The sequence below is a fragment of the Stenotrophomonas sp. YJH_SMC_81 genome (assembly GCF_059370875.1).
Window position 1 is genome coordinate 458,454 of sequence record NZ_JCAFUB010000002.1, and the last position, 19,183, is coordinate 477,636.

16 protein-coding genes are annotated in these 19,183 nt (G+C 67.8%); 7 read left to right on the forward strand and 9 right to left on the reverse strand.

The window, feature by feature from the left end; all coding sequences use genetic code 11:
* Positions 1–57: 57 nt before the first annotated feature.
* Entirely contained in the window at positions 58–1,503 is a 1,446-nt protein-coding gene (locus AC5P8U_RS05685; protein ID WP_072167618.1) for a GGDEF domain-containing protein, read from the forward strand.
* Between the two features lie 114 nt (positions 1,504–1,617).
* Here the strand turns inward: AC5P8U_RS05685 and AC5P8U_RS05690 are convergent, their stop codons facing one another.
* The 5 genes from AC5P8U_RS05690 to AC5P8U_RS05710 form a co-directional block, all read right to left on the reverse strand.
* Entirely contained in the window at positions 1,618–1,956 is a 339-nt protein-coding gene (locus AC5P8U_RS05690; RefSeq protein WP_006469105.1) for a hypothetical protein, read from the reverse strand.
* A gap of 77 nt (positions 1,957–2,033) precedes the next feature.
* Entirely contained in the window at positions 2,034–2,975 is a 942-nt protein-coding gene (locus AC5P8U_RS05695; protein ID WP_019662081.1) for a DegV family protein, read from the reverse strand.
* Positions 2,976–3,070: 95 nt separating this feature from the next.
* Positions 3,071–3,703 (reverse strand): 2-hydroxychromene-2-carboxylate isomerase, encoded by a 633-nt coding sequence (locus AC5P8U_RS05700; RefSeq protein WP_111202285.1) that lies wholly within the window; start codon positions 3,701–3,703, stop codon positions 3,071–3,073.
* Between the two features lie 25 nt (positions 3,704–3,728).
* Positions 3,729–4,991, reverse strand: coding sequence for an amidohydrolase family protein (locus AC5P8U_RS05705; protein ID WP_188240615.1), 1,263 nt, complete (start codon positions 4,989–4,991; stop codon positions 3,729–3,731).
* On the reverse strand, positions 4,991–6,400 hold the full coding sequence (locus AC5P8U_RS05710) for an amidohydrolase (RefSeq protein ID WP_188240616.1): 1,410 nt from the start codon (positions 6,398–6,400) through the stop codon (positions 4,991–4,993). Before AC5P8U_RS05710 ends, AC5P8U_RS05705 begins: the two co-directional genes overlap by 1 nt.
* Positions 6,401–6,645: 245 nt before the next feature.
* On the opposite strand from AC5P8U_RS05710, the gene AC5P8U_RS05715 reads away from it, so the two are divergent.
* The 3 genes from AC5P8U_RS05715 to AC5P8U_RS05725 all read left to right on the forward strand — a co-directional run bounded on the left by AC5P8U_RS05715 (position 6,646) and on the right by AC5P8U_RS05725 (position 11,724).
* On the forward strand, positions 6,646–10,239 hold the full coding sequence (locus AC5P8U_RS05715) for an autotransporter domain-containing protein (RefSeq protein ID WP_188240617.1): 3,594 nt from the start codon (positions 6,646–6,648) through the stop codon (positions 10,237–10,239).
* A gap of 125 nt (positions 10,240–10,364) precedes the next feature.
* Positions 10,365–11,141, forward strand: a complete 777-nt coding sequence (locus AC5P8U_RS05720) for an AMP nucleosidase (protein WP_049415280.1) — start codon at positions 10,365–10,367, stop codon at positions 11,139–11,141.
* Between the two features lie 43 nt (positions 11,142–11,184).
* On the forward strand, positions 11,185–11,724 hold the full coding sequence (locus AC5P8U_RS05725; protein ID WP_005419210.1) for a DUF924 family protein: 540 nt from the start codon (positions 11,185–11,187) through the stop codon (positions 11,722–11,724).
* Between the two features lie 120 nt (positions 11,725–11,844).
* Here the strand turns inward: AC5P8U_RS05725 and grxD are convergent, their stop codons facing one another.
* A complete protein-coding gene (grxD, locus tag AC5P8U_RS05730) occupies positions 11,845–12,771 on the reverse strand; it encodes a Grx4 family monothiol glutaredoxin (protein ID WP_032956577.1) in 927 nt (308 codons plus the stop codon).
* Positions 12,772–12,830: 59 nt separating this feature from the next.
* Between grxD and AC5P8U_RS05735 the strand changes: the two genes are divergently transcribed.
* On the forward strand, positions 12,831–13,610 hold the full coding sequence (locus AC5P8U_RS05735; RefSeq protein ID WP_065196458.1) for a polysaccharide deacetylase family protein: 780 nt from the start codon (positions 12,831–12,833) through the stop codon (positions 13,608–13,610).
* A gap of 125 nt (positions 13,611–13,735) precedes the next feature.
* On the opposite strand, the gene AC5P8U_RS05740 is transcribed toward AC5P8U_RS05735, so the two are convergent.
* The 3 genes from AC5P8U_RS05740 to AC5P8U_RS05750 are packed head-to-tail and all read right to left on the reverse strand — an operon-like array spanning position 13,736 to position 16,355.
* Entirely contained in the window at positions 13,736–14,455 is a 720-nt protein-coding gene (locus AC5P8U_RS05740) for a class I SAM-dependent methyltransferase (protein ID WP_072167611.1), read from the reverse strand.
* 4 nt (positions 14,456–14,459) lie between these two features.
* A complete protein-coding gene (locus AC5P8U_RS05745) occupies positions 14,460–15,077 on the reverse strand; it encodes an SGNH/GDSL hydrolase family protein (protein ID WP_065196456.1) in 618 nt (205 codons plus the stop codon).
* Positions 15,078–15,080: 3 nt separating this feature from the next.
* Positions 15,081–16,355: a pyridoxal phosphate-dependent aminotransferase gene (locus AC5P8U_RS05750; protein ID WP_072167610.1), complete on the reverse strand. Its 1,275-nt coding sequence runs from the start codon at positions 16,353–16,355 to the stop codon at positions 15,081–15,083.
* Positions 16,356–16,468: 113 nt separating this feature from the next.
* On the opposite strand from AC5P8U_RS05750, the gene rsgA reads away from it, so the two are divergent.
* Together rsgA and AC5P8U_RS05760 are read left to right on the forward strand one after the other, a co-directional pair.
* Entirely contained in the window at positions 16,469–17,578 is a 1,110-nt protein-coding gene (rsgA, locus tag AC5P8U_RS05755; RefSeq protein ID WP_088497402.1) for a ribosome small subunit-dependent GTPase A, read from the forward strand.
* Positions 17,579–17,701: 123 nt separating this feature from the next.
* A complete protein-coding gene (locus tag AC5P8U_RS05760; protein ID WP_151355246.1) occupies positions 17,702–18,955 on the forward strand; it encodes a flavohemoglobin expression-modulating QEGLA motif protein in 1,254 nt (417 codons plus the stop codon).
* Positions 18,956–19,183 lie beyond the last annotated feature (228 nt).

Consider the following 19,183-nt stretch of genomic DNA (forward strand, 5'->3'; position numbering starts at 1 on the left):
TGTGGCGTGCCGGCGCGCTATCGTGCGCTCAGACGGCCTTGCGGATCGGGGGGATGCATGCCGGTAGTGCTGGCGCTGCTGTACGTGCTCTGCCATGGGCTGGCCGTGGCGTTCTGGCCGAGCCCGGCGGGCGTGGGTTCTTTCCTGTTCCTGACCGGCGCACCGCTGCTGGCCGCCGCCGCGTGCCTGCTGCGGGCGCAACGTGACCGCGCCGCTCTGGGCTGGCGTTCTACCGCGATGGCACTGCTGCTGTGGGCCGGTGGCATGACGTTCAACATGGTGGATGCGCTGGGTGCCGGCCGGGCTGACTTCACCCCACGCGTCAGCCTGTTGTTGTACGTGCTGTATGGCGTGCCGCTGGTGTTCATCCTGGCCCGGGCACGCCGCGAGCGCCCGAGCATCAGCCTGATCGACGCGGCGATGGCGGCGCTGCTGGGTGTGCTGTTCTTCGTGCACACCGCATCGTTCGCCGCCCGTGTCGAGGTCGACGCCCATGCCATGTCCAACATGCAGCGCATGTTCGACATCCAGAACCTGTGTATCGCCGCGTTCGCCGTGGTGCGATGGCTGGCCGGCGACGTGCCCGAACGGCGCAGGTTCTTCCGTGCACTGGCGCTGTACGCACTGGCCTATCTGCTGGTGGCCTACTACATCAACCACTACACCTCCGATGATGCATTCGGTGCGTTCAACGACCTGCTGATCGACGTACCTTTTCTGCTGATCGCCTGCATGGCGCTGGACACGGCGCCGGACACAGGCACCACGGCACACCCGCGGCTGGCGAGGACGGTGCAAGCCGCCGGTCCGATCATCCTGCCGTTGCTGCTGCTGGTGGTCGGCACGCTGGTGGTCGATCATGCGCGGCCGTTGGCCGTCGCGGGCTTCGTCGTAGCCACCCTTGGTTTCGGCCTGCGCAGCGTCCTGCTGCAGACCGATCTGCTGGAGCGTCAGGCGGCGCTGGATCAACTGGCGCGGCAGGATGGCCTCACCGGCGTGGCCAATCGCCGCGAGTTCGACGCGCGGCTGACCTCCGAGTGGAATCGCGCGCGGCGCAGCGGCACCGAGCTGGGCCTGCTGCTGGTGGATATCGACCACTTCAAGGCCTTCAACGACCGGCACGGCCATCCGGCCGGTGATCGTTGCCTGCAGGCGGTGGCCGGGGTGCTGAAGGGCGTCGCAGGTCGCGGCGGTGACAGCGTTGCGCGTTATGGCGGTGAAGAATTCGCTGTCATCGTGCCTGGAAGCCCACTGTCGGGCGTGCTGGCGCTGGCCGAGCGCCTGCGCGAAGCGGTCGAAGCGCTGCCATTGCCGGAAGGCCCGGTCAGCATCAGCGTCGGCGTGGGCTACCTGCACCCACCGGCGCTGGCCAGTGCCGACCAGCTGCTGGCCGATGCCGATGCCGGCCTGTATGCCGCAAAGCGTGCCGGCCGCAACCGGGTGGTCCTGCATGCGCGCGTGCTGGATGACGAGGGCAACGCGCACGGCACCATGGACTGTTGAGCGGACCAGCCCATGGCGTGCCGCCCGTCCAGGGACATCGCACTGGGTAGTGCCGGCCGCTGGCCGGCATCTCCTCGGTTGCCGGCCAGCGGCCGGCCCTACCACGGCGTGGCCTCAACGCACGTCGCGCAGTTCCCAGTGGTGGCCGGCCAGCAGGCGCAGGCGCTGCTTGAACACGTCACTGTCGATACGGGTGGTGGCGACCAGGTTGATGCGCAGGTCCTTCTGCTCGCCAGTCACGGTGGCGTCCGGATCGGTCACGCCCCACTGCGGTTCCACCGCATCCGGGTCGGGTTGCTTGGCTTTCCAGCGCTCGAACAGCGTGCCGCTGCGCAGGGCGTCCTGCAGCTCTTCGGCGAACCCGGCGGCGCCCTGCGAATGGAAGGACAGGTCAGGGTCGTTGCCGCGGGCTTTGGACGGGTCGGGCAGGCTGATGTGGTACTGCGCGGGCATGAAGTTCTCCTTGAAGTGCGGCAAGACTGGCACAACCGCGGTGGAATCGATGTGCAGATTCCAGCCACGGTCGGCCTTCATTCAAACCGATGTGGCCCATCGGCGAAACCCACCGTGACCGCGCCCTTGCCGACATTGACCATGCCGGTCAGGCTCATCACCGATTCGTACACGGTCACGCCATGGCCGGCGCAGACCTCTTTCAGCTGTGCGTAGCCGGGCAGGGCACGCAACTCGTCCAGTTCTCCGCCGTAGCTGACGCACACCGTCGGCGTCATCAGCCCCGCACGTACGCGCTGGCCGACCACCGCGAACAGCTTCTGCACGGCGCTGTCGAAGCCCTTGATCTTGGCGACCGGCCCGGTTTCGCCGCGGTAGCCGTGCAGCACCGGCTTGATGTCCAGTGCGCTGCCCAGCGCCGCACTGAGCAGGCCGACGCTGCGGTCGCCCTTGTGCCGGGCGCGCGCACGCATGTAGTACAGATCACGGGTGACCATGTAGCCGTGCACGTTGCCGGCCAGTTCTTCCAGCCGCTCGCGGATCTGCTGCACGCTGGCGCCACTGTCACGCAGGCGAACCGCCTCCACCGCAGTCACCGCCTGCGCGGCGAACAGGTTCTGGGTATCTAGCACGCGCAGCGCGAACGGCGAGTTGTAGCCCGCCGCCTGCCGCACCGGTTTGTAGTCGTTGAGGATGGCGAAGCTGGCCTGCAGCGCATTATCGTGGATCGGGCTGCGGGTCTTGGTGATGGTCATGCAGAACACGTGGTCGTAATCGATCACCAGCTGCTGCAGGAACAGGTCGCGGATCTGGTTGACACTGAAGGGGATGGTCTCCGCCTCGGCACCGTGCTCGGCCACGTGTGCATGCAGGAAACTCAGCGTGGCCTGCTCATCGCGATGATCAGCCAGCACGGCTTCGCCGATGCGGACGGTGATCGGCAGCAGCACGATGTTGTGCTCGGCAATGAAGTCCTGCGGCAGGTCGCAGGCCGAGTCGACGACGATTCCGATGCGCATCCGCGGCTCCCCCTCCAGGGCGGTTGTAGGTTCGGAAACGTGAAATCTATCTCAAATTCCGGCGTGGCGCGCGAGGGAAACGCGCCAGGCCCTGTTCAGCGACTGCGCTGCACGGCCACCGGAAGTTCGGCCAGGCGCTGCCATTCGGGCTGCTGCAGCAGGGCGGGATCGGCCAGCACGGCGGCCATCAACGGATGGGCGTCGTTGCCCCAGAACAGTTCGTCATCGATGGCCAGGGTTGGTACGCCGAACACGCCGGCAGCAATGGCGGCCTCGGTGTTCCTCCGCAGCTGCTCCTTGACCGCGGGGGCCGCGATGGCGCTGGCGACATCCTCGATCCCCAGCCGCGCAGCCGGTTCGCGCAGGGCCTCGGCGCTATCGGCGGCATTGCCGTCGCGCCAGATCCAGTCGAACAGCACGTCCACCGCCTGCACGCTGCCACCGGCGGCCAGGCACAGCCGCAGGGCAGACAACGGGTTGAACGGGTGGCCCGGCGGGAACCGCAGCCGTGTTCCTTCGGCCTGCGCAGTCCACAGCAGCTGGCGGTACATGAAGCGGCGCTTGGCCGGAATCTCGGCCGGCCCGAGGTTGCCCAGGTGATGCAGCACGGCACCGAAGGCGATCGGCACGGTCTGGATCTGTGCGAACTGGGGTAGCTGCTTCAGCTTCTGCCAGTGCAGGTAGGAATAGGGCGAGACGAAGTCGAAGTACCAGCGCAGGGTGGCCATGCAGGTTTCCTTGAATAACTGGAGGTCAGGGCTGCGCGTTGCGCTGCAGGTAGCGGTCGCGCAGTTCGGTCTGGCGCGAGCGCATCGGCATCGCCCGGCCGCCCAGCCAGACCTGTTCGGCATAGTGCGCCACGTCCAGCGGGTCGCCCTCCCACAGCACCAGGTCGGCACGCTTGCCCGGCTCGATGCTGCCGATCTGGTCGGCCACGCCGAACGCCTGCGCCGGCACCCGGGTCAGGCCGGCCAGGCCGTCGGCCCAGGGCAAACCGTTGGCCACGGCATTGCCGGCCAGCTGGCGCATCTTGCGGGCGTTGTGCGAGGCGTCGCCACGCTGCACGAACGAGACCGCCACGCCGGAACGTTGCAGGCGTGCCGCATTTTCCAGCGTGGCGCCGATCTGGTCGAAGCTGGCCGGCAGGTTGGACAACACATCGACGAAAACCGGTACCTGTGCGGCGGCCAGCTCCGGCGCGAGCTGCCAGGCTTCGCTGCCACCGGCGATGGCGATCTTCACCTTTTCGCGGGCGGCCCAGCGCAGCAGCTGGCGAATGTCCGCCGCGCGGTCCACCTCCACCACGATGCGGCCGTGCCCGGCCAGGTAGCGGCTGAGCGTGCGGCGCCCGGCCGGCGTCAGCAGCGCGTGCGGTGAGTCCGCGGCAACCTGGCCACGCGCCTCGTCCACCATCTGCTGCAGCAGCATCCATTGCGCTGCACGCGACTGCCCGGTCAGCTCCACTACGGCCGACCCCAGGCGCAGGAACAGCGCGCGCGGCCCGAGGGGATCGGCGCTGCCGTCCAGCCGCATCACGCCACCCTGGCCTGCAACGAAGCCGCCACCGGTGGCCGCCCCCAGGGCGGTGAAGCCGATGCCGTCCAGGCGTGCCACCGGGATCAGCACCGAGGCCGGGTTGTACGCCAGGGTGACATCGAACTCGGGGCGCAACGGTTGTTCGCCGATCTTCAACGTGCTGTCGACCGTGCTCGCTTCACCGGAGACCTCTTCGATGCCGATCTCGGTGATGCCCCCGAACAGCGCCGGTGTCAGCGGGCGGCCATCGGCCTCGACCACGCTGGCGCCGGCCGGGGCGGACAGCCCGCTGCCGACTGCGCGGATGATCCCGCCCTGCACCAGCACATCGGCGTGCTGCAGGCTGCCGCGCGTGCTGGCCGTATGCACGGTCGCGTTGCGCACCAGCAGGTCCTGCGCCTGCGCGGATGCGGAGAGGCAGGCCAGCACCATGACCGTAGCGCCGAGCCATGCCCGGCGACGCTTGTTCAACGCGCGCATCAGTGCACCTCCTGGCCAAGCTGGAAGTCGGAACGTGGCGTGGCCGCAGGTGCGCTGCGGTCGTACAGGCGGCGGCCGTCGATGAAGACCTGCTCGGCCAGCGCGTACGAGCTGAAGGGGTTGCCGTTCCACACCACCACGTCGGCCATCTTGCCGGCCTCCAGGGTGCCGGTCTGGCCTTCAATCCCCAGCGCCCTGGCGGCGTTGGCGGTCATCCAGGTGATGGCGTGTTCGGGGGGGATCTCCGGCATGCGTGCGCGGCGCGCGGCGGCAATCACCTTGGCCGCTTCCTGGTTCAGGCGCTGGATGCCTTCGGGGGAGTCGGAATGGACGATGGCGCAGCTGTTCTTCGGCCGATCGACCAATGCGATGTTCTCCGGAATACCGTCGAAGGCTTCCATCTTGAAGCCCCACCAGTCGGCCCACAGCGCGCCGCAGACGCCGTCGGCGGCCAGCCGGTCGGCCAGCTTGTAGGCCTCCACGCCGTGGTGGAAGGCGGCCACCTTGAAGCCGAATTCCTTGGCCAGGTCGAGCATGGTGGCCATCTCGTCGGCGCGATAGCAGTGGATGTGCACGCGGATGTCGCCTTCGATCGCGCCGGCCAGCGTGTCCAGCTTGAGATCGCGCTTGCCGCCGGCATCACCGGCGCTGTCGCCCTTATCGCTGCCGAACCAGCCCTTGCGCTTGGCCGGCCTCGGTTTGTTCTTGGCGATGTAGTCGGCGGCATCGATGAAGGCGGCGCGGTAACCGGCAACGTTGCCCATCCGCGTGGCTGGGGCGACGCCCTTGCCTCCGCCGTAGACCCGCTTCGGGTTCTCGCCACAGGCCATCTTCAGCCCCCACGGTGCGCCGGGAAACTTCATCGCCTGGTAGGTGATGGCGGGGACGTTCTTCAGGGTCACACCACGACCACCGACCAGGTTGGCCGAGCCCGGCAGCACCTGCATGCTGGTCACGCCGCCGGCCAGTGCGGTGGCGAAACCCGGGTCCTGCGGCCACACCGAGTGTTCGGCCCAGACGTTGGCGGTGACCGGCGCGGTCATCTCGTTGCCGTCGCTGTGCGCGCCGACGCCCGGGCTGGGGTACACGCCCAGGTGCGAGTGCACGTCGATCAGGCCGGGTGTGACCCACTTGCCCTGCGCATCGATGCGGGTGACACCGGCATCGGCCTGCAGCTGGCGGCCGACGGCAACGATGCGGCCCTCGCGCAGCAGCACGTCGGCGTTGTCCAGGCGCTGGCCGGTGCCGGTCAGCACGGTGGCGTTCTGGATCAGCACCGGTGCATCGGGGTGTGCCTGGTAGGTGCTGGGGTAGGGATCGGCGACGAAGCGCGAGGCGCCCACCGCCGGTGCCGTGCTCAATGAAACCAGCGCCAGTGCCACCCCGGTGCGCAACAACGTCGATGCCATGCAGTTCCCCTCGCCAGAAACATGAATCCACCGACGCTAGCCGGGGCCGGTGTGGCTTGCCAAGTGACCTTGGACAGGGGCGTGGGGGGTAGGAATTTTCTGATGGAGGATTTGTGAAGGAAATATTAACGTTGGATGAAGCGATGGGCTGATTACGTCTTGCGCTGACCTGTATCACCAGCTTACGCACCTGCTCCAACGACGGAGCCGGGCCCGTACCTTTCATGGAATCAAGGACGCAACCGATGACTGCTGCAAAGCTCCGCCGTTCGACCGTTTCGCGCCGTTCCTTCCTGCCCTCGCCGCTGGCGTCGGCCATTGTCGGTTCCTTGCTGGTGGCCACCGCACTACCGGTCCTGGCCCAGGACAGTGACGACGCCCTGGCCCGTTACCAGCTGCAGCGCAGCCTGCAGTCGGCGTTCGCCGCGCAAAGCGGGGTGAGCGCCTCCGCTCCCGCGATGATCGCTCCCTCGGTAGCGATTCCGGTGGCGGCGCTGGCTCCCAGCGCCGGTGCTTCCGCGAAGCCGGTCATGGGCAAGCCCGGCGACGCAGCGAGCTGGCGTACCAGTGAATTCGAACTCGACTGGGGCCTGGCTGCGATCAATGCCGACGTGGCCTATGCGCGCGGGCTGACCGGTGCGGGCATCCGCCTGGGCGTATTCGACAGTGGCACGGGTCTGGACCATCCGGAATTCGCCGGCAAGGACAACCGCAGCATCCGCATCGCCGATCTGATGGCTGACGGCACGCGCTGCACCAACACCACCGCAGTGCGTGGGCCGGCGGCCTGCTTCGCCAGTGATGGCGATGACGTCCAGATCAGCTATGTCGGGTACAACGCCAACGTGCCCGACAACATCCGCAGGATCATCGAGTCGGGCCCCTATGTGCAGCCGGGGATGCAGTTCGAGATCCATGGCACGCACGTTGCTGGCACCATCGCGGCGAACCGGGACGGAAGCGGCATGCACGGTGTGTCCTTCGGTTCGGACCTGACCGTTGGCCGGCTGTTCTCCGACAGCATCCGCGAGTGGCAGCGCACGGCGACTGGCTACTCGGTCGTGACACTGGGCGCGATCGGCCCGAAAGTCAGCGCCTTCCAGGACCTGTATGCCCAGATGAACGCGCAGGGCGTGCGTGCCATCAACCATAGCTGGGGCCTGGTCACGGAACCGACGACAGCGACGGACATGGACGCGATCTACAACGACCCGGACGACCGCCAGTACCTGAACACCTTTGCCGACGGATCGCGTGCGCGCGGGATGATCCAGGTGTGGGCGGCCGGCAATACCAGTTCGGTCATTCCGGCGCCTGCGCAGAGCCCCATCGCCGGCCTCTACGCCACGCTGCCGCGCGCATTCGCCGACATCGAGCCGTACTGGTTGAGCGTGGTCAACGTCGGTACCAATCTGACCCTGAGCAATCGTTCCAACAAGTGCGGCCTGAGTGCCAACTGGTGCCTTGCCGCACCGGGTTCGGACATCGTATCGACCGCCTATGGTGATGATTCCAGCCTGGCCGGCAGCGTCGGCATCGACGCCAACGGCAACGTCAGCCTGGACATCCAGCAGCGCGTGCCTACCTATGGCTATGCGCTGCTGAGTGGAACCTCCATGGCCGCGCCCCACGTCACCGGCGCGCTGGGCCTGCTGTTTGAACGCTTCCCCTATCTGGACAGCGCTCAGGTGCGCGATGTGCTGCTGACCACGACCACCGATCTGGGCGCGCCCGGCATCGACGACATCTACGGTTGGGGCCTGTTGAACCTGGCCAAGGCCATCGAGGGTTACGGTTCGCTGCGCGTCGACACCGACGTGGTGATGAACCAGCGTGCCGGTGGCCTGAAAGTGTGGGAAGGCGATGCCTGGGACAACTGGACCAACGACATCGGCGGCCCCGGCAAGCTGACCAAGAGCGGCATCGGCTGGCTGCGCTTGAGCGGCGACAACAGCTTCAACGGTGCGCTGGTGCGCGAGGGCGTGCTTGAACTGGATGGTGTCAATACGCTCACCGGAGCGGTGGACGTGGCCGGCGGCAGCTTCCTGCTCAATGGCACATTGAAGAACACTGCGCTGAACAGCCAGGGGGGCTCCAGCCACATCAACGCACGCGGTGTGCTGGATGGCTCCGACCTGAACGTCAACGGTGGCGTGGTCATCTTCGACGGCGTGCAGCGCGGCGCCCAGACCTCGGTGGCCGCGCAGGGGACGTTCGAATTGAACGGAAGGCTGGAAAACAGCGCGTTGACCAGCCTGGGCAACAGCCGTGTGAATGCAGGCGGGTTACTCGCAGGCTCCGACCTGACCGTCAACGGTGGCGTGCTGTCGTTCAACGGCACGCAGACCGGTGGTCACACCCTCGTTGGCCGCAACGGCACACTGAAGGGCATCGGCCAGCTGGGCGATACCACCGTGGCCGGTATCGTTGCACCGGGCAACTCGATCGGCACGCTGACCATCAACGGCGACTACGTGCAGACCGCCACCGGTGTGTACCAGGCCGAGCTGGCCCCGGGCGGGCACAGTGACCAGTTGCGCGTCACCGGTACCGCCACCCTGGGCGGCACCCTGATCGCCCTGCCGGAAGCGGGCACCTATTACCTGGGTGAGCAGTTCAACTTCATCCGTGCCGACGGCGGAATCCGTGGCCAGTTCGCCACCACCGACTTCAGTGCGTTCTCGCCGTTCCTGAAATTCGGGCTGTCCTATGGCACCGGTGGCGCGCGCATTGAAGTCACCCGTGGCAATCCGCTCGCCAGTGCCGCCAGTACCGACAACCAGCGCGCGGTGGCCACTGTGGCCGACCGGCTGGCGGTCAACCAGGGCCTGCCGCGCCCACTGACCCTGCTGTTCCCTCAACAGGTAGGCGCTGCACTGGACGGCCTCAGCGGCGAGCTGCATGCGGCCACCGCGATGGCCCTGGTCGAGGGCAGCCGCTACGTGCGTGATGCCGCACTGTCGCGCCGCGTCGGTGTACGCGCGCCGGGAGCAGACGGCGACGCCGCCGCGGGGGTCTGGGTACAGGCCATCGGTGGCAGCACCACGCTGGACGGCAATGGCAACACCGCACGCACCGAAGCCAACAGCAGCGGCCTGCTGGCAGGCGTGGACCGCGAGATCAACGGCTGGCAGGTGGGCATGCTGGCCGGTACCGGCCGTACCGATGCCAAGCAGCAGGAAGGACGCCGTGCGCGTGCCAAGGTCGACAATACGCACCTGGGGGCCTATGCCAGTCACGACTGGGGCGCCTTCGGCCTGCGGGGTGGCCTGGCCTGGAGCGAGCATGAGGTGAAGAGCACCCGTGAGCTGGCCTTCTCCGGTTACAGCGATACGCTGGCGGCACGCTATGACGGCCGCACCCGCCAGGCGTTCGTCGAGGCAAGCTATCGCTTCGGCGGCCGCGAGGCGGGGCTGGAACCTTACCTGCAGCTCGCACGTGTGGAAGTGGACATGAAGCGCGTCAACGAGCGCGGCGGTGCGGCTGCACTGCAGGGTGAGGTGGACGATCTGCGTACCACCGTGGCCACGGCCGGCCTGCGTTTTGACAAGGGCCTGAAGGCTTCGTTCCAGCAGGACAGCTGGCTGCACCTGCGCGGTGGCGTCGGGTACCGCCATGCCAGCGGGGATCGCGACCCGGCGGCCCGCTTCGCCTTTGCCACCGGCAGCGACAGCTTCGTGGTCAGCGGTGCCCCGATGGCTGACAGGACGGTGGTGGCCGAACTGGGGCTGTCGGCATGGTTGACCGCACGCCAGCAGCTGGAGCTGGGCTATAGCGGCCAGTATGGCGACGAAAGCCGTGACCACAGTGCCAACCTGCGCTGGTCGGTGCGCTTCTAAGCCGCCGGTGACCGCAGGGAAACCAGGAGGGCGGCCGCAGGGCCGCCCTTCTTCGTTGCCGGCCCAGGTGTGGGTTGGCCCGTGCACGCCTACAATGGCGGCCCCCACGCCGTACCGGACCGCCCATGAAGAGCAAGCAGGAAATCGTCGACAACTGGCTGCCGCGCTACACCGGCGTGCCGCTGGACCAGTTCGGCCAGCACATCCTGCTGACCAACTTCGGCGGCTACCTGCACACCTTTTCCGAGCTGACCGGTGCGCCCATCATCGGCCTGGACCGGCCGATGGCCAGTGCCACCATCGACGGCATCACCATGATCAACTTCGGCATGGGCAGCCCCAATGCCGCGATCATCATGGACCTGCTGTCGGCAGTGATGCCCAAGGCGGTACTGTTCCTGGGCAAGTGCGGTGGCCTCAAGCGCAAGAACCAGCTGGGTGACCTGGTGCTGCCGATCGCGGCGATCCGCGGCGAAGGTACGTCGGGCGACTACCTGCCGCCGGAAGTGCCAGCCTTGCCGGCGTTTGCGCTGCAGCGTGCAGTCTCGACCATGATCCGCGACCTCGGCCACGACTACTGGACCGGCACCGTCTACACCACCAACCGCCGGGTCTGGGAGCACGACGAGGCCTTCAAGGAGCGGCTGCGGGCGATGCGCTGCATGGCCATCGACATGGAAACCGCCACCGTGTTCGCGGCCGGTTTCGCCAACCACATTCCCAGTGGCGCGCTGCTGCTGGTCTCGGACCAGCCGATGATCCCCGACGGGGTCAAGACCGAGGCTTCCGATGCCAAGGTCAGCTCCCAGTTCGTGGAAAACCATATCCAGATCGGTATCGAGGCGCTTAAGCTTATCCGGCGCAACGGCAAGTCGGTCCGCCACCTGCGCTTCGATGAATGATGATGACGGCCTGGCGCGGCGCGCCGGCCCTGGGGAGTAGGTGATGGACGTTGCCGCGCAAGTGGTGGATTTCTGGAAAGAAGCGGGCCCTGCGAAGTGGTTCGCCCGCGACGATGCGTTCGACGCGCAGTTCCGCCAGTTGTTCCTGGATGAGCATTTCGCCGCCGCTTCGCGTGGGCGTGAACACTGGCTGGGCAGTGCCGAGGGCGCACTGGCGCTGATGCTGCTGCTGGACCAGTTCCCGCGCAACTGCTTCCGCGGTACTGCCCATTCCTATGCCACCGATGGCCTGGCCCGGCACTACGCCATGCGCGCCATCGAGGAAGGCCTGGACCTGCAGCTGGTGCCGAAGCTGCGCGCCTTCATCTACCTGCCGTTCGAGCACTCCGAGGACCCGTTGGACCAGGACCGTTCGGTGGCGATGTTCGATGTGCTGGGCGACAAGGAATACCTGCAGTACGCCGAGCTGCACCGCGACATCATCCGCCGCTTCGGCCGTTTCCCGCACCGCAACGCAGTGCTGGGGCGCATTCCCTCGCCGGAGGAACTGGACTACCTGGCCGAAGGCGGTTTCGCCGGCTGAAAAAAGGGGACGGAGGGGATTAAGTCGTTTGTGGCATAAACGACTTAATCCCCTCCGTCCTCTTTTTTCGGGGGCCAGATCCGCTTTCCGCAGGAAAGGGCGCTGACCCCGCGCCGTCAATCAGTACTTCGGCACGCCGTTGTCGACGTCTTCCGACCAGGCGTTGATGCCGCCGGTCACGTTGAACACCTTGGTGAAACCCAGGGCGCGGAACTGCTCGGCGGCCTGCGCGCTGCGGCCACCGTGGTGGCACATGAAGGCCAGTGCAGTGTCCTTCGGCAGGGCTTCCAGCGCGGCACGGCCGTTGCCGTCGAAGGTCTTGAACGGCACGCCGACGGCGGCGATCTCACGTTCGTCGGCGGGGCGCACGTCGACCAGGGTGATGTTGCCGGCACGCACCAGGTCGTCGGCATCGCGCACGCTGATTTCCTGCACCGGCTTGGGCGCATTCGGGTTGTCGATGGCCAGGCCCTTGCCGCGGATGTCGTCCACCCAGTCGATGGTGATGCCGTTGGCGCGACGGGCACTGGCCAGGTCGAACTGCACGCGCAGGCCATTGGACTCGGCAGCGATGGCGCCTTCGTCGTGCGGGGCCAGCTGGAAGTTCGGCTGGAAACCGGCGTCGATGGACAGCTGCAGGGCCGCGCCCGGGGCATCGGCCAGCGCGCCCTTGAGCATTTCCACGGCGGCCGGGGTGACGGTGATGCTCGGCGGGGTACGGTCCGGCGCAGCCAGGCCCAGCACGCTGCTCAGCTCGCCGCTGGCGGCCATCTGCAGCACGATGTCGCTGCCGCCGACCAGTTCGCCGTCGATGTACAGCTGCGGGATGGTCGGCCAGTCGCCATAGGCCTTGATGCCTTCACGGATTTCCTGGTCGGCCAGCACGTTGACGTGGGCGAACTCGACACCCAGGTCCTGCAGGGCGCCCACGGCCTTGGCCGAGAAACCGCACTGCGGCATCGACGGCTGGCCCTTCATGAACAGCACGACGCGGTTGGCGTTGAGGATGGATTCGATGCGCGAACGCAGGGCGGGATCGAGGGACATGGACGTCGGGGTTCCGGGAATTCGAACCATCGATTCTACCCCTCATGGCATCATGGGGGATGAGCAACGCAGGAACATTGCATCGCATTCCGACCCGGCCCTGGCGCTGGCTGCCCTGGCTGGTGGCGTCGCAGCTGCTGGTGATCCTGGTCTGGGCCCTGGCGGGCTGGCACTGGGGGGTGCCGCTGATGGTGGCCAGCCACGCACTGTTCTTGGTGCCGGTGTTCCTGCCCAACAGTCGCTTCTATGCGCCGGTGCTGAGCCGGTTGCCGGATGCCGGCAACAGCGTCTGGCTGACCATTGATGACGGTCCTGGCCCGGAAACCCGTGCCGTGCTCGACCTGCTGGACCGCCACCAGGCCCATGCCACCTTTTTCCTGGTGGGCGAGCGCGCGCTGGCGCAGCCGGAACTGGTGCAGGAGATCCTGCGCCGCGGCCACGACCTGGGCAACCACAGCCACAGCCATCCGCAGGCGCGCTTCTGGCGGCTGGGCCCGGCGGCGATGCGCGCCGAGATCGAGGGCTGCCAGCACGCGCTGCAGGCGGTAAGCGGTCGCCCGGTGCGCTGGTACCGCTCGGTGGTGGGCATGACCAATCCGTTCGTGGCGCCGGTGCTGCAGCGGCTGGGCCTGGTCCGGGTCGGCTGGAGCGCGCGCGGCTTCGACGGCATCGGTTGCACGGCGCAGGGGGTGCTCGACCGCCTGCTGCCGGATCTGCGACCGGGGGCCATCGTGCTGCTGCATGAGGGGGCCGCCCACGGCCACAACCTGGCGATCATTGAGGGCGTGCTGAAGGCACTGGACGAGCGCGGGCTGAAAGCGCGGCTGCCGGTCCCGTAACGCCGGCCCTGGTAATGTAGAGCAGCCGGGCATGGGCTCGGCTCTACAAGGGGGGCGCTACTGTAGCGCCCGAGCCGATGCTCGGGCGGCGGTGCGCAGCACCGGAAAAACGTCGCAGCGCAGCTCTACAGCGCGGGGCGTTGGGCCACCAGCAACCAGCTGTTGAATGGCGTGCGCCCATGCAGGGGACGCGGCGCCGTCACCTGCAATCCGGCCTCGGCCAGTGTCGCTTGCAGCACGTGCGGGTCGGGGTAGTGGCGCGGCCGCGTGCCCATCCAGCCGACCAGCCAGGCCAACCGGTCCGCCACCCGCGTGGTGCGGTCGCGACCATCGCCGGTGGCCAGTGGCGTGCGCAGCAGCAGGCGGCCACCGGCGGCCACCCGCGCGCTGGCCGCACGCAGCAGTGCCAGTTGTGGGCCCGCGTCCAGGTACTGCAACACATCCAGCAACAGGACGTGTCCGGGCTGCGCCGGCAGTGGCGCCTGCACGTCCAGGCAGTCGAAGCGCACAGCGTGCAGGCCGGTGGCGGCACGCTGGGCACGGGTGATCTTGCTGGCATCCACGTCCACGCCGAGGTAGGGGTGGGTGCCGCCGCGCTGGCGCAGCACATGGGCGAACAGCCCCAACCCGCAGCCCAGGTCCAGCACCGGCTGCCCGTCGTCGCGCAGATGCTGCAGCACGCCGTCATACAGAGGGTCGCTGCCGAGCTTGCCGCGGGTGTAGTAGTAGTCGCGACGGCTGCCCCAGGCCCGTGCCGGGCGGAACGCTTCGGCGATCGCGCGGGCCTGCGGGGCGGTCAGCGGTGTGCAGGGCAGCGGCGGGCCGTTCCGTGGCTTACCATCCATCGTATCAGTCCGTTCCACCGAGCAGGCGTGCGGCGACCGGCAGCGCGCGCGCGCTCCACAATGCGTACATCCGCGCCGACGGGTGCAGGCCGTCTTCGGCGATCATTGCCGGGTTGCCGCCCTGGTCACGGCTGATGTCGGTGATGTCGACGAAGGCCACGCCCTGCTGGGTGCTGATCACCTCGGCAGCTGCGTTGAACTCGTCGGTCTCGATCTCGATGGTGGCCAGGTCGCGGCCGCTGCCGGCACCGAACGGCGTCGCGCCCCAGTCGGGGAAGGACAGCACCAGCACGCGCCCGGGGCGGCCCCCGGCAAAGCCGATCGCCCGCTGCAGCAGGGCCTGGAACTGTACGCGGTACTCGTCCAGCGGCCGGCCGCGGTACTGGTTGTTGACGCCGATCAGCAGGCTGACGAAATCGAACGGGCCCTGGGGTGCAGCCGCATCGATGCCGGCGTCCAGCTCGTCGGTGGTCCAGCCGGTGGTGGCGATGGTCTGCGGGTCGGCCAGCGCCACATCCTGCGCACGCAGGGCGGCGGCCAGCTGGTGCGGCCAGCGGCCTTCGACAGCAACGGCTTCTCCGACGGTGTACGAGTCGCCCAGCGCCAGGTAGGACAGCGCCACCGCTCAGGCCACCGAACGGCGCGGCTTCAGCGGCACGACCTTGGTCGCGTCCTCGGCACGCCGGGCCAGCACGCGGTCGATGCGGGCGAACACATCGCGCATCACCGAGGCTTCCGGCAACAGGGTCACGCGGAAATGGTGGCGGTAGGGCACGTTGAAGCTGGAACCCGGTACCACCAGCACGCCTTCGTTGTTCATCAGGTCCAGCGCGAAGGTGTGGTCGTCAAAGCTCTTGGCAGCGGCACCGACCACGGCCGGGAACGCATACAGCGCACCGGCTGGCGCGACCAGCGACAGGTGCTCGCTGGCTTCGCAGGCGTCGATCACCGCGCGGCGGGTTTCATACAGGCGGCCGCCCGGGGTGCACAGTTCGGAGATGGTGTCCGGGCCGTTCACTGCGGCCTCGATGGCGTACTGGCCCGGCACGTTGGCGCACAGGCGCAGCGCGCCCAGCAGGTCCAGCGCGGCGCGGAAGTCGCCCAGGCGCGCGTCGTCGCCGCTGAGATGGGCCCAGCCCACGCGCCAGCCGCAGGCACGGTGCACCTTGCTCAGGCCGCTGAAGGTCAGGCACGGATGGTCGCCGGCCAGCGGCGCGACCGGTTGGAACACCGCATCGTCGTACAGGATCTGGTCGTAGATCTCATCGACCAGCAGCAGCAGGTTGTGGCGGCGTGCGATCTCGACCACGCGCTCCAGCAGTTCGCGCGGGTAGCTGGCGCCGCTGGGGTTGTTCGGGTTGATCAGCACGATGGCGCGGGTGCGCGAGGACACCAGCGTCTCGATCTCGCTCGGGTCCGGCTGGAAGCCGTTCTCGGCGGCGCAGCGGTAGTACACCGGTCGGCCATCGTTGAGGATGGTGGAGGCCGACCACAGTGGGTAGTCCGGCGACGGCACCAGCACCTCATCGCCCGGATTGAGCAGTGCGCGCAGCGACAGGTCGATCAGCTCGCTGACACCGTTGCCGACGAATACGCGGTCCGGGTGTGCATCCGGTGCGCCGCGGCGGGCGTAGTAATCGGCGATGGCTTCACGCGCCACCGGCAGGCCCTGCTGGTGGGTGTACGGGTCGGTGCGGCCCATGTCGTCGGCGATTGCGCGCTGCAGATGCTCGGGTGCGCGGAAACCGAAGTTGCCCGGGTTGCCGATGTTGAGCTTGATCAGCTTGCGGCCCTGCGCCTCCAGCTCCCGCGCTCGCCGGGCCAGTTCTCCGCGGATTTCGTAGCGCACTTCGGAAAGGCGCTCGCGGATGGCCAGGGGCTTGGGCGAGATGGTGGACATGAGGCTGGGCCGTCAAAAGGCATGGGGATTCCATCCTACCGGAATTGCTGCAGTGCATGGCAATGGCTCCGGGCCTGCTATTGCTGGGCTGGCCGGGGGCCGTCACAGGTAGAATGGCGGCGATGACCCAGACCCCCGATTTCATCGCCCTGCAGACCATCGGCTGGCCTTGGCCGGGCCCGGCGCAGCAGGCCGACTGGCAGGCCGTGATGGCCGCACACCCGCAGGCCCGCCCGGCGCGGGTGATCGAGCAGCACCGGACCCATTACGTGGTGGCCGATGGCCCGGATGCGGCGATCAAGGCCGAGTCACTGCCGGAATGGCAGCGCCCGCGCTTTCCCAGCCACGAGCGGCCGGCCGTGGGCGACTGGGTGCTGCTGGACGGCATCCGCATCGTTGCGCTGCTGCCGCGTCGCACCGCGATCAAGCGTGGCGCCGCCGGTGAGCACTACCACCAGCAGGTGATCGCAGCGAACATCGATACGGTGTTCATCGTCTGTGGGCTGGATGCCGACTTCAATCCGCGCCGCATCGAGCGCTACCTGCTGCTGGTCGGTGGTGGCGGCGCCGAACCGGTGGTGGTGCTGACCAAGGCCGACCAGACCGGGTACAGCGAGGATGCGCTGGCAGTGCTGGAAGAGCTGGAGATGCAGGGCATCGCGCTGCATGCGATCAACGGCCTGGATGCCGACAGCGTGGCGGTGCTGCGGCCGTGGCTGGGCCCGGGGCGCACGGTGGTGCTGGTGGGCTCCTCCGGTGCCGGCAAATCCACGCTGACCAACACCCTGCTCGGCGAGCAGCGGATGAAGACCAACGCGGTCCGCGCCAACGATTCGCGCGGCCGCCACACCACCACCCATCGCGCGTTGATGCCGCTTCCGACCGGCGCCTGCCTGATCGACACCCCCGGCATGCGCGAGCTGAAACCGACCGGCGAAGAAACGCTGTCCGAAGGTGGCTTCGCCGATATCGAAGCGCTGGCCACGCAGTGCCGTTTCAACGACTGCAAGCATCAGCAGGAACCGGGCTGCGCTGTTCGTGCAGCGATCGACGCTGGCGAGATCGAAGAGAGCCGGCTGCTGAACTATTTCAAGCTGAAGGAAGAAGTGGCTGCCGCTGCCGCCAAGCTGGCGGTGCGCCAGGCCGAGACCGCGCAGGAACGTGGCGGCAAGAAGGGCAAAGGCCAGCAGTTCCGCCCGGCCGGAAAGCCACGCCGGCGCTGACAGTGCAGCCGAGCGTGGGCTCGGCTCTACAACGGTTGTATCCCGGGACACCTTGTAGCGCCCGAGCCAATGCTCGGGCGGCGGCGCACTGCGCCGGGCACGGCGGGGCGCTATAGTCCGCGCATGGAACCGACCGCGACGCTGGACCGTGAGGTGGCCCACCATGCAGCGCTCGATGCGCGCCTGGTCGAGGCCGTGGGAGGCATCCGCCTGCTGGGGCTGACCAGCTGGCCGGCCACGGTGCAGGTACCGTTCCTGGACAGCGTGGCGCGCGGCCAGCCGGTGCTGCCGAAGGTGGATTACCCTCGGCTGGACTTCAGCGAAGAGCGCCGCGCCCTGGCCGCGATCGCTGCCGACTGCGATGACAGCCACCCGCTGGGCCACTATGTGCAGCAGTCGGCGCAGAGCTGGGACCTGGCCGCGCAGCTGCTGGAAGGGCTGGGCACTGCCGCCGTCGATACCTGTTCGGTGCAGCTGTTCGGTGCCCCCGAGCAGCCACTGCCGGGCAATGGCCCGAGCACGCGCGACGCGGCACGCCACTTCATCCAGATTGCCGCAGAACTGGACCACGAACTGCTGGCACCGGAAGAGCAGGTACCGGTCTCGGCCATCGCCCTGCAACTGCAGTTGCAGAACGACCTGGATGCGTTCTTCGAATCGCGCATCATCCAGGTACAGCTGGATCCGGAGCTGGTGTCCAAGGCGGCTGCCGGCCCGACCCGTATTCGACTGCGCACCAGTGCCCGCTTCAGCGCCTACGACCGCGCGCAGCTGTTCCACCACGAAGCGCTGGTGCATTCGCTGACCGCATTGAACGGCCGCGAACAACCGGTGTTGCCCAGCCTGGCGTTGTCGTCGCCGCGGGTGACGGCCACCCAGGAAGGGCTGGCGACGTTTGCCGAGCAGATCACCGGCAGCATCGACATCGAGCGCCTCAAGCGCATCAGCCTGCGTACCGAAGCGATTGCCATGGCACGCGAAGGCGCCGACTTCATCGAGGTGTTCCGCTACTTCTGCGACGCGGGACAGAACGCGGAAGAGAGTTTCGCCTCGGCGCAGCGCGTGTTCCGCGGCGTGCCGCCGAGTGGCGGCCTGGCCTTCACCAAGGACACGGTGTACCTGCGCGGCCTGGTGTCGGTGCACACCTTCTTCCGCCACATGCTGGCCGAGGACCGCCTGCAGGTCTGCCGCTGGTTGTTCGCCGGCAAGATGAGCTTGACCGATGCGATCGCGTTCGCGCCGCTGTTCGAGGCGGGGGTATTGAAGCCACCGCGCTGGCTGCCGCACTGGGTGAGCCGGGCGAACGGCCTGGCCGGCATGCTGGCGTTTTCGCTGTTTGCCAACCGGATACGGATGGACCAGCTGGCGCCGGAATGAAATGCGTTGGCGGTTTGTGGCGTCTTGATTGATATCGGATAGAGCGGGGGGCTTGCGCTGGCCAGGACACGCCGCAAGTACGTCCCTGTAGGCTCGGCCACGGCATCCATGCCGTGGACGGTCCTGGCCAGCGCAAGCCCCCCGCTCTGAACAATTTCCGCGAGACGGCCAGCAATCCACCAGAGGGATTGCGTTTGAAAAGCTTGAAAAGCAAAGCGCCGGGCACTG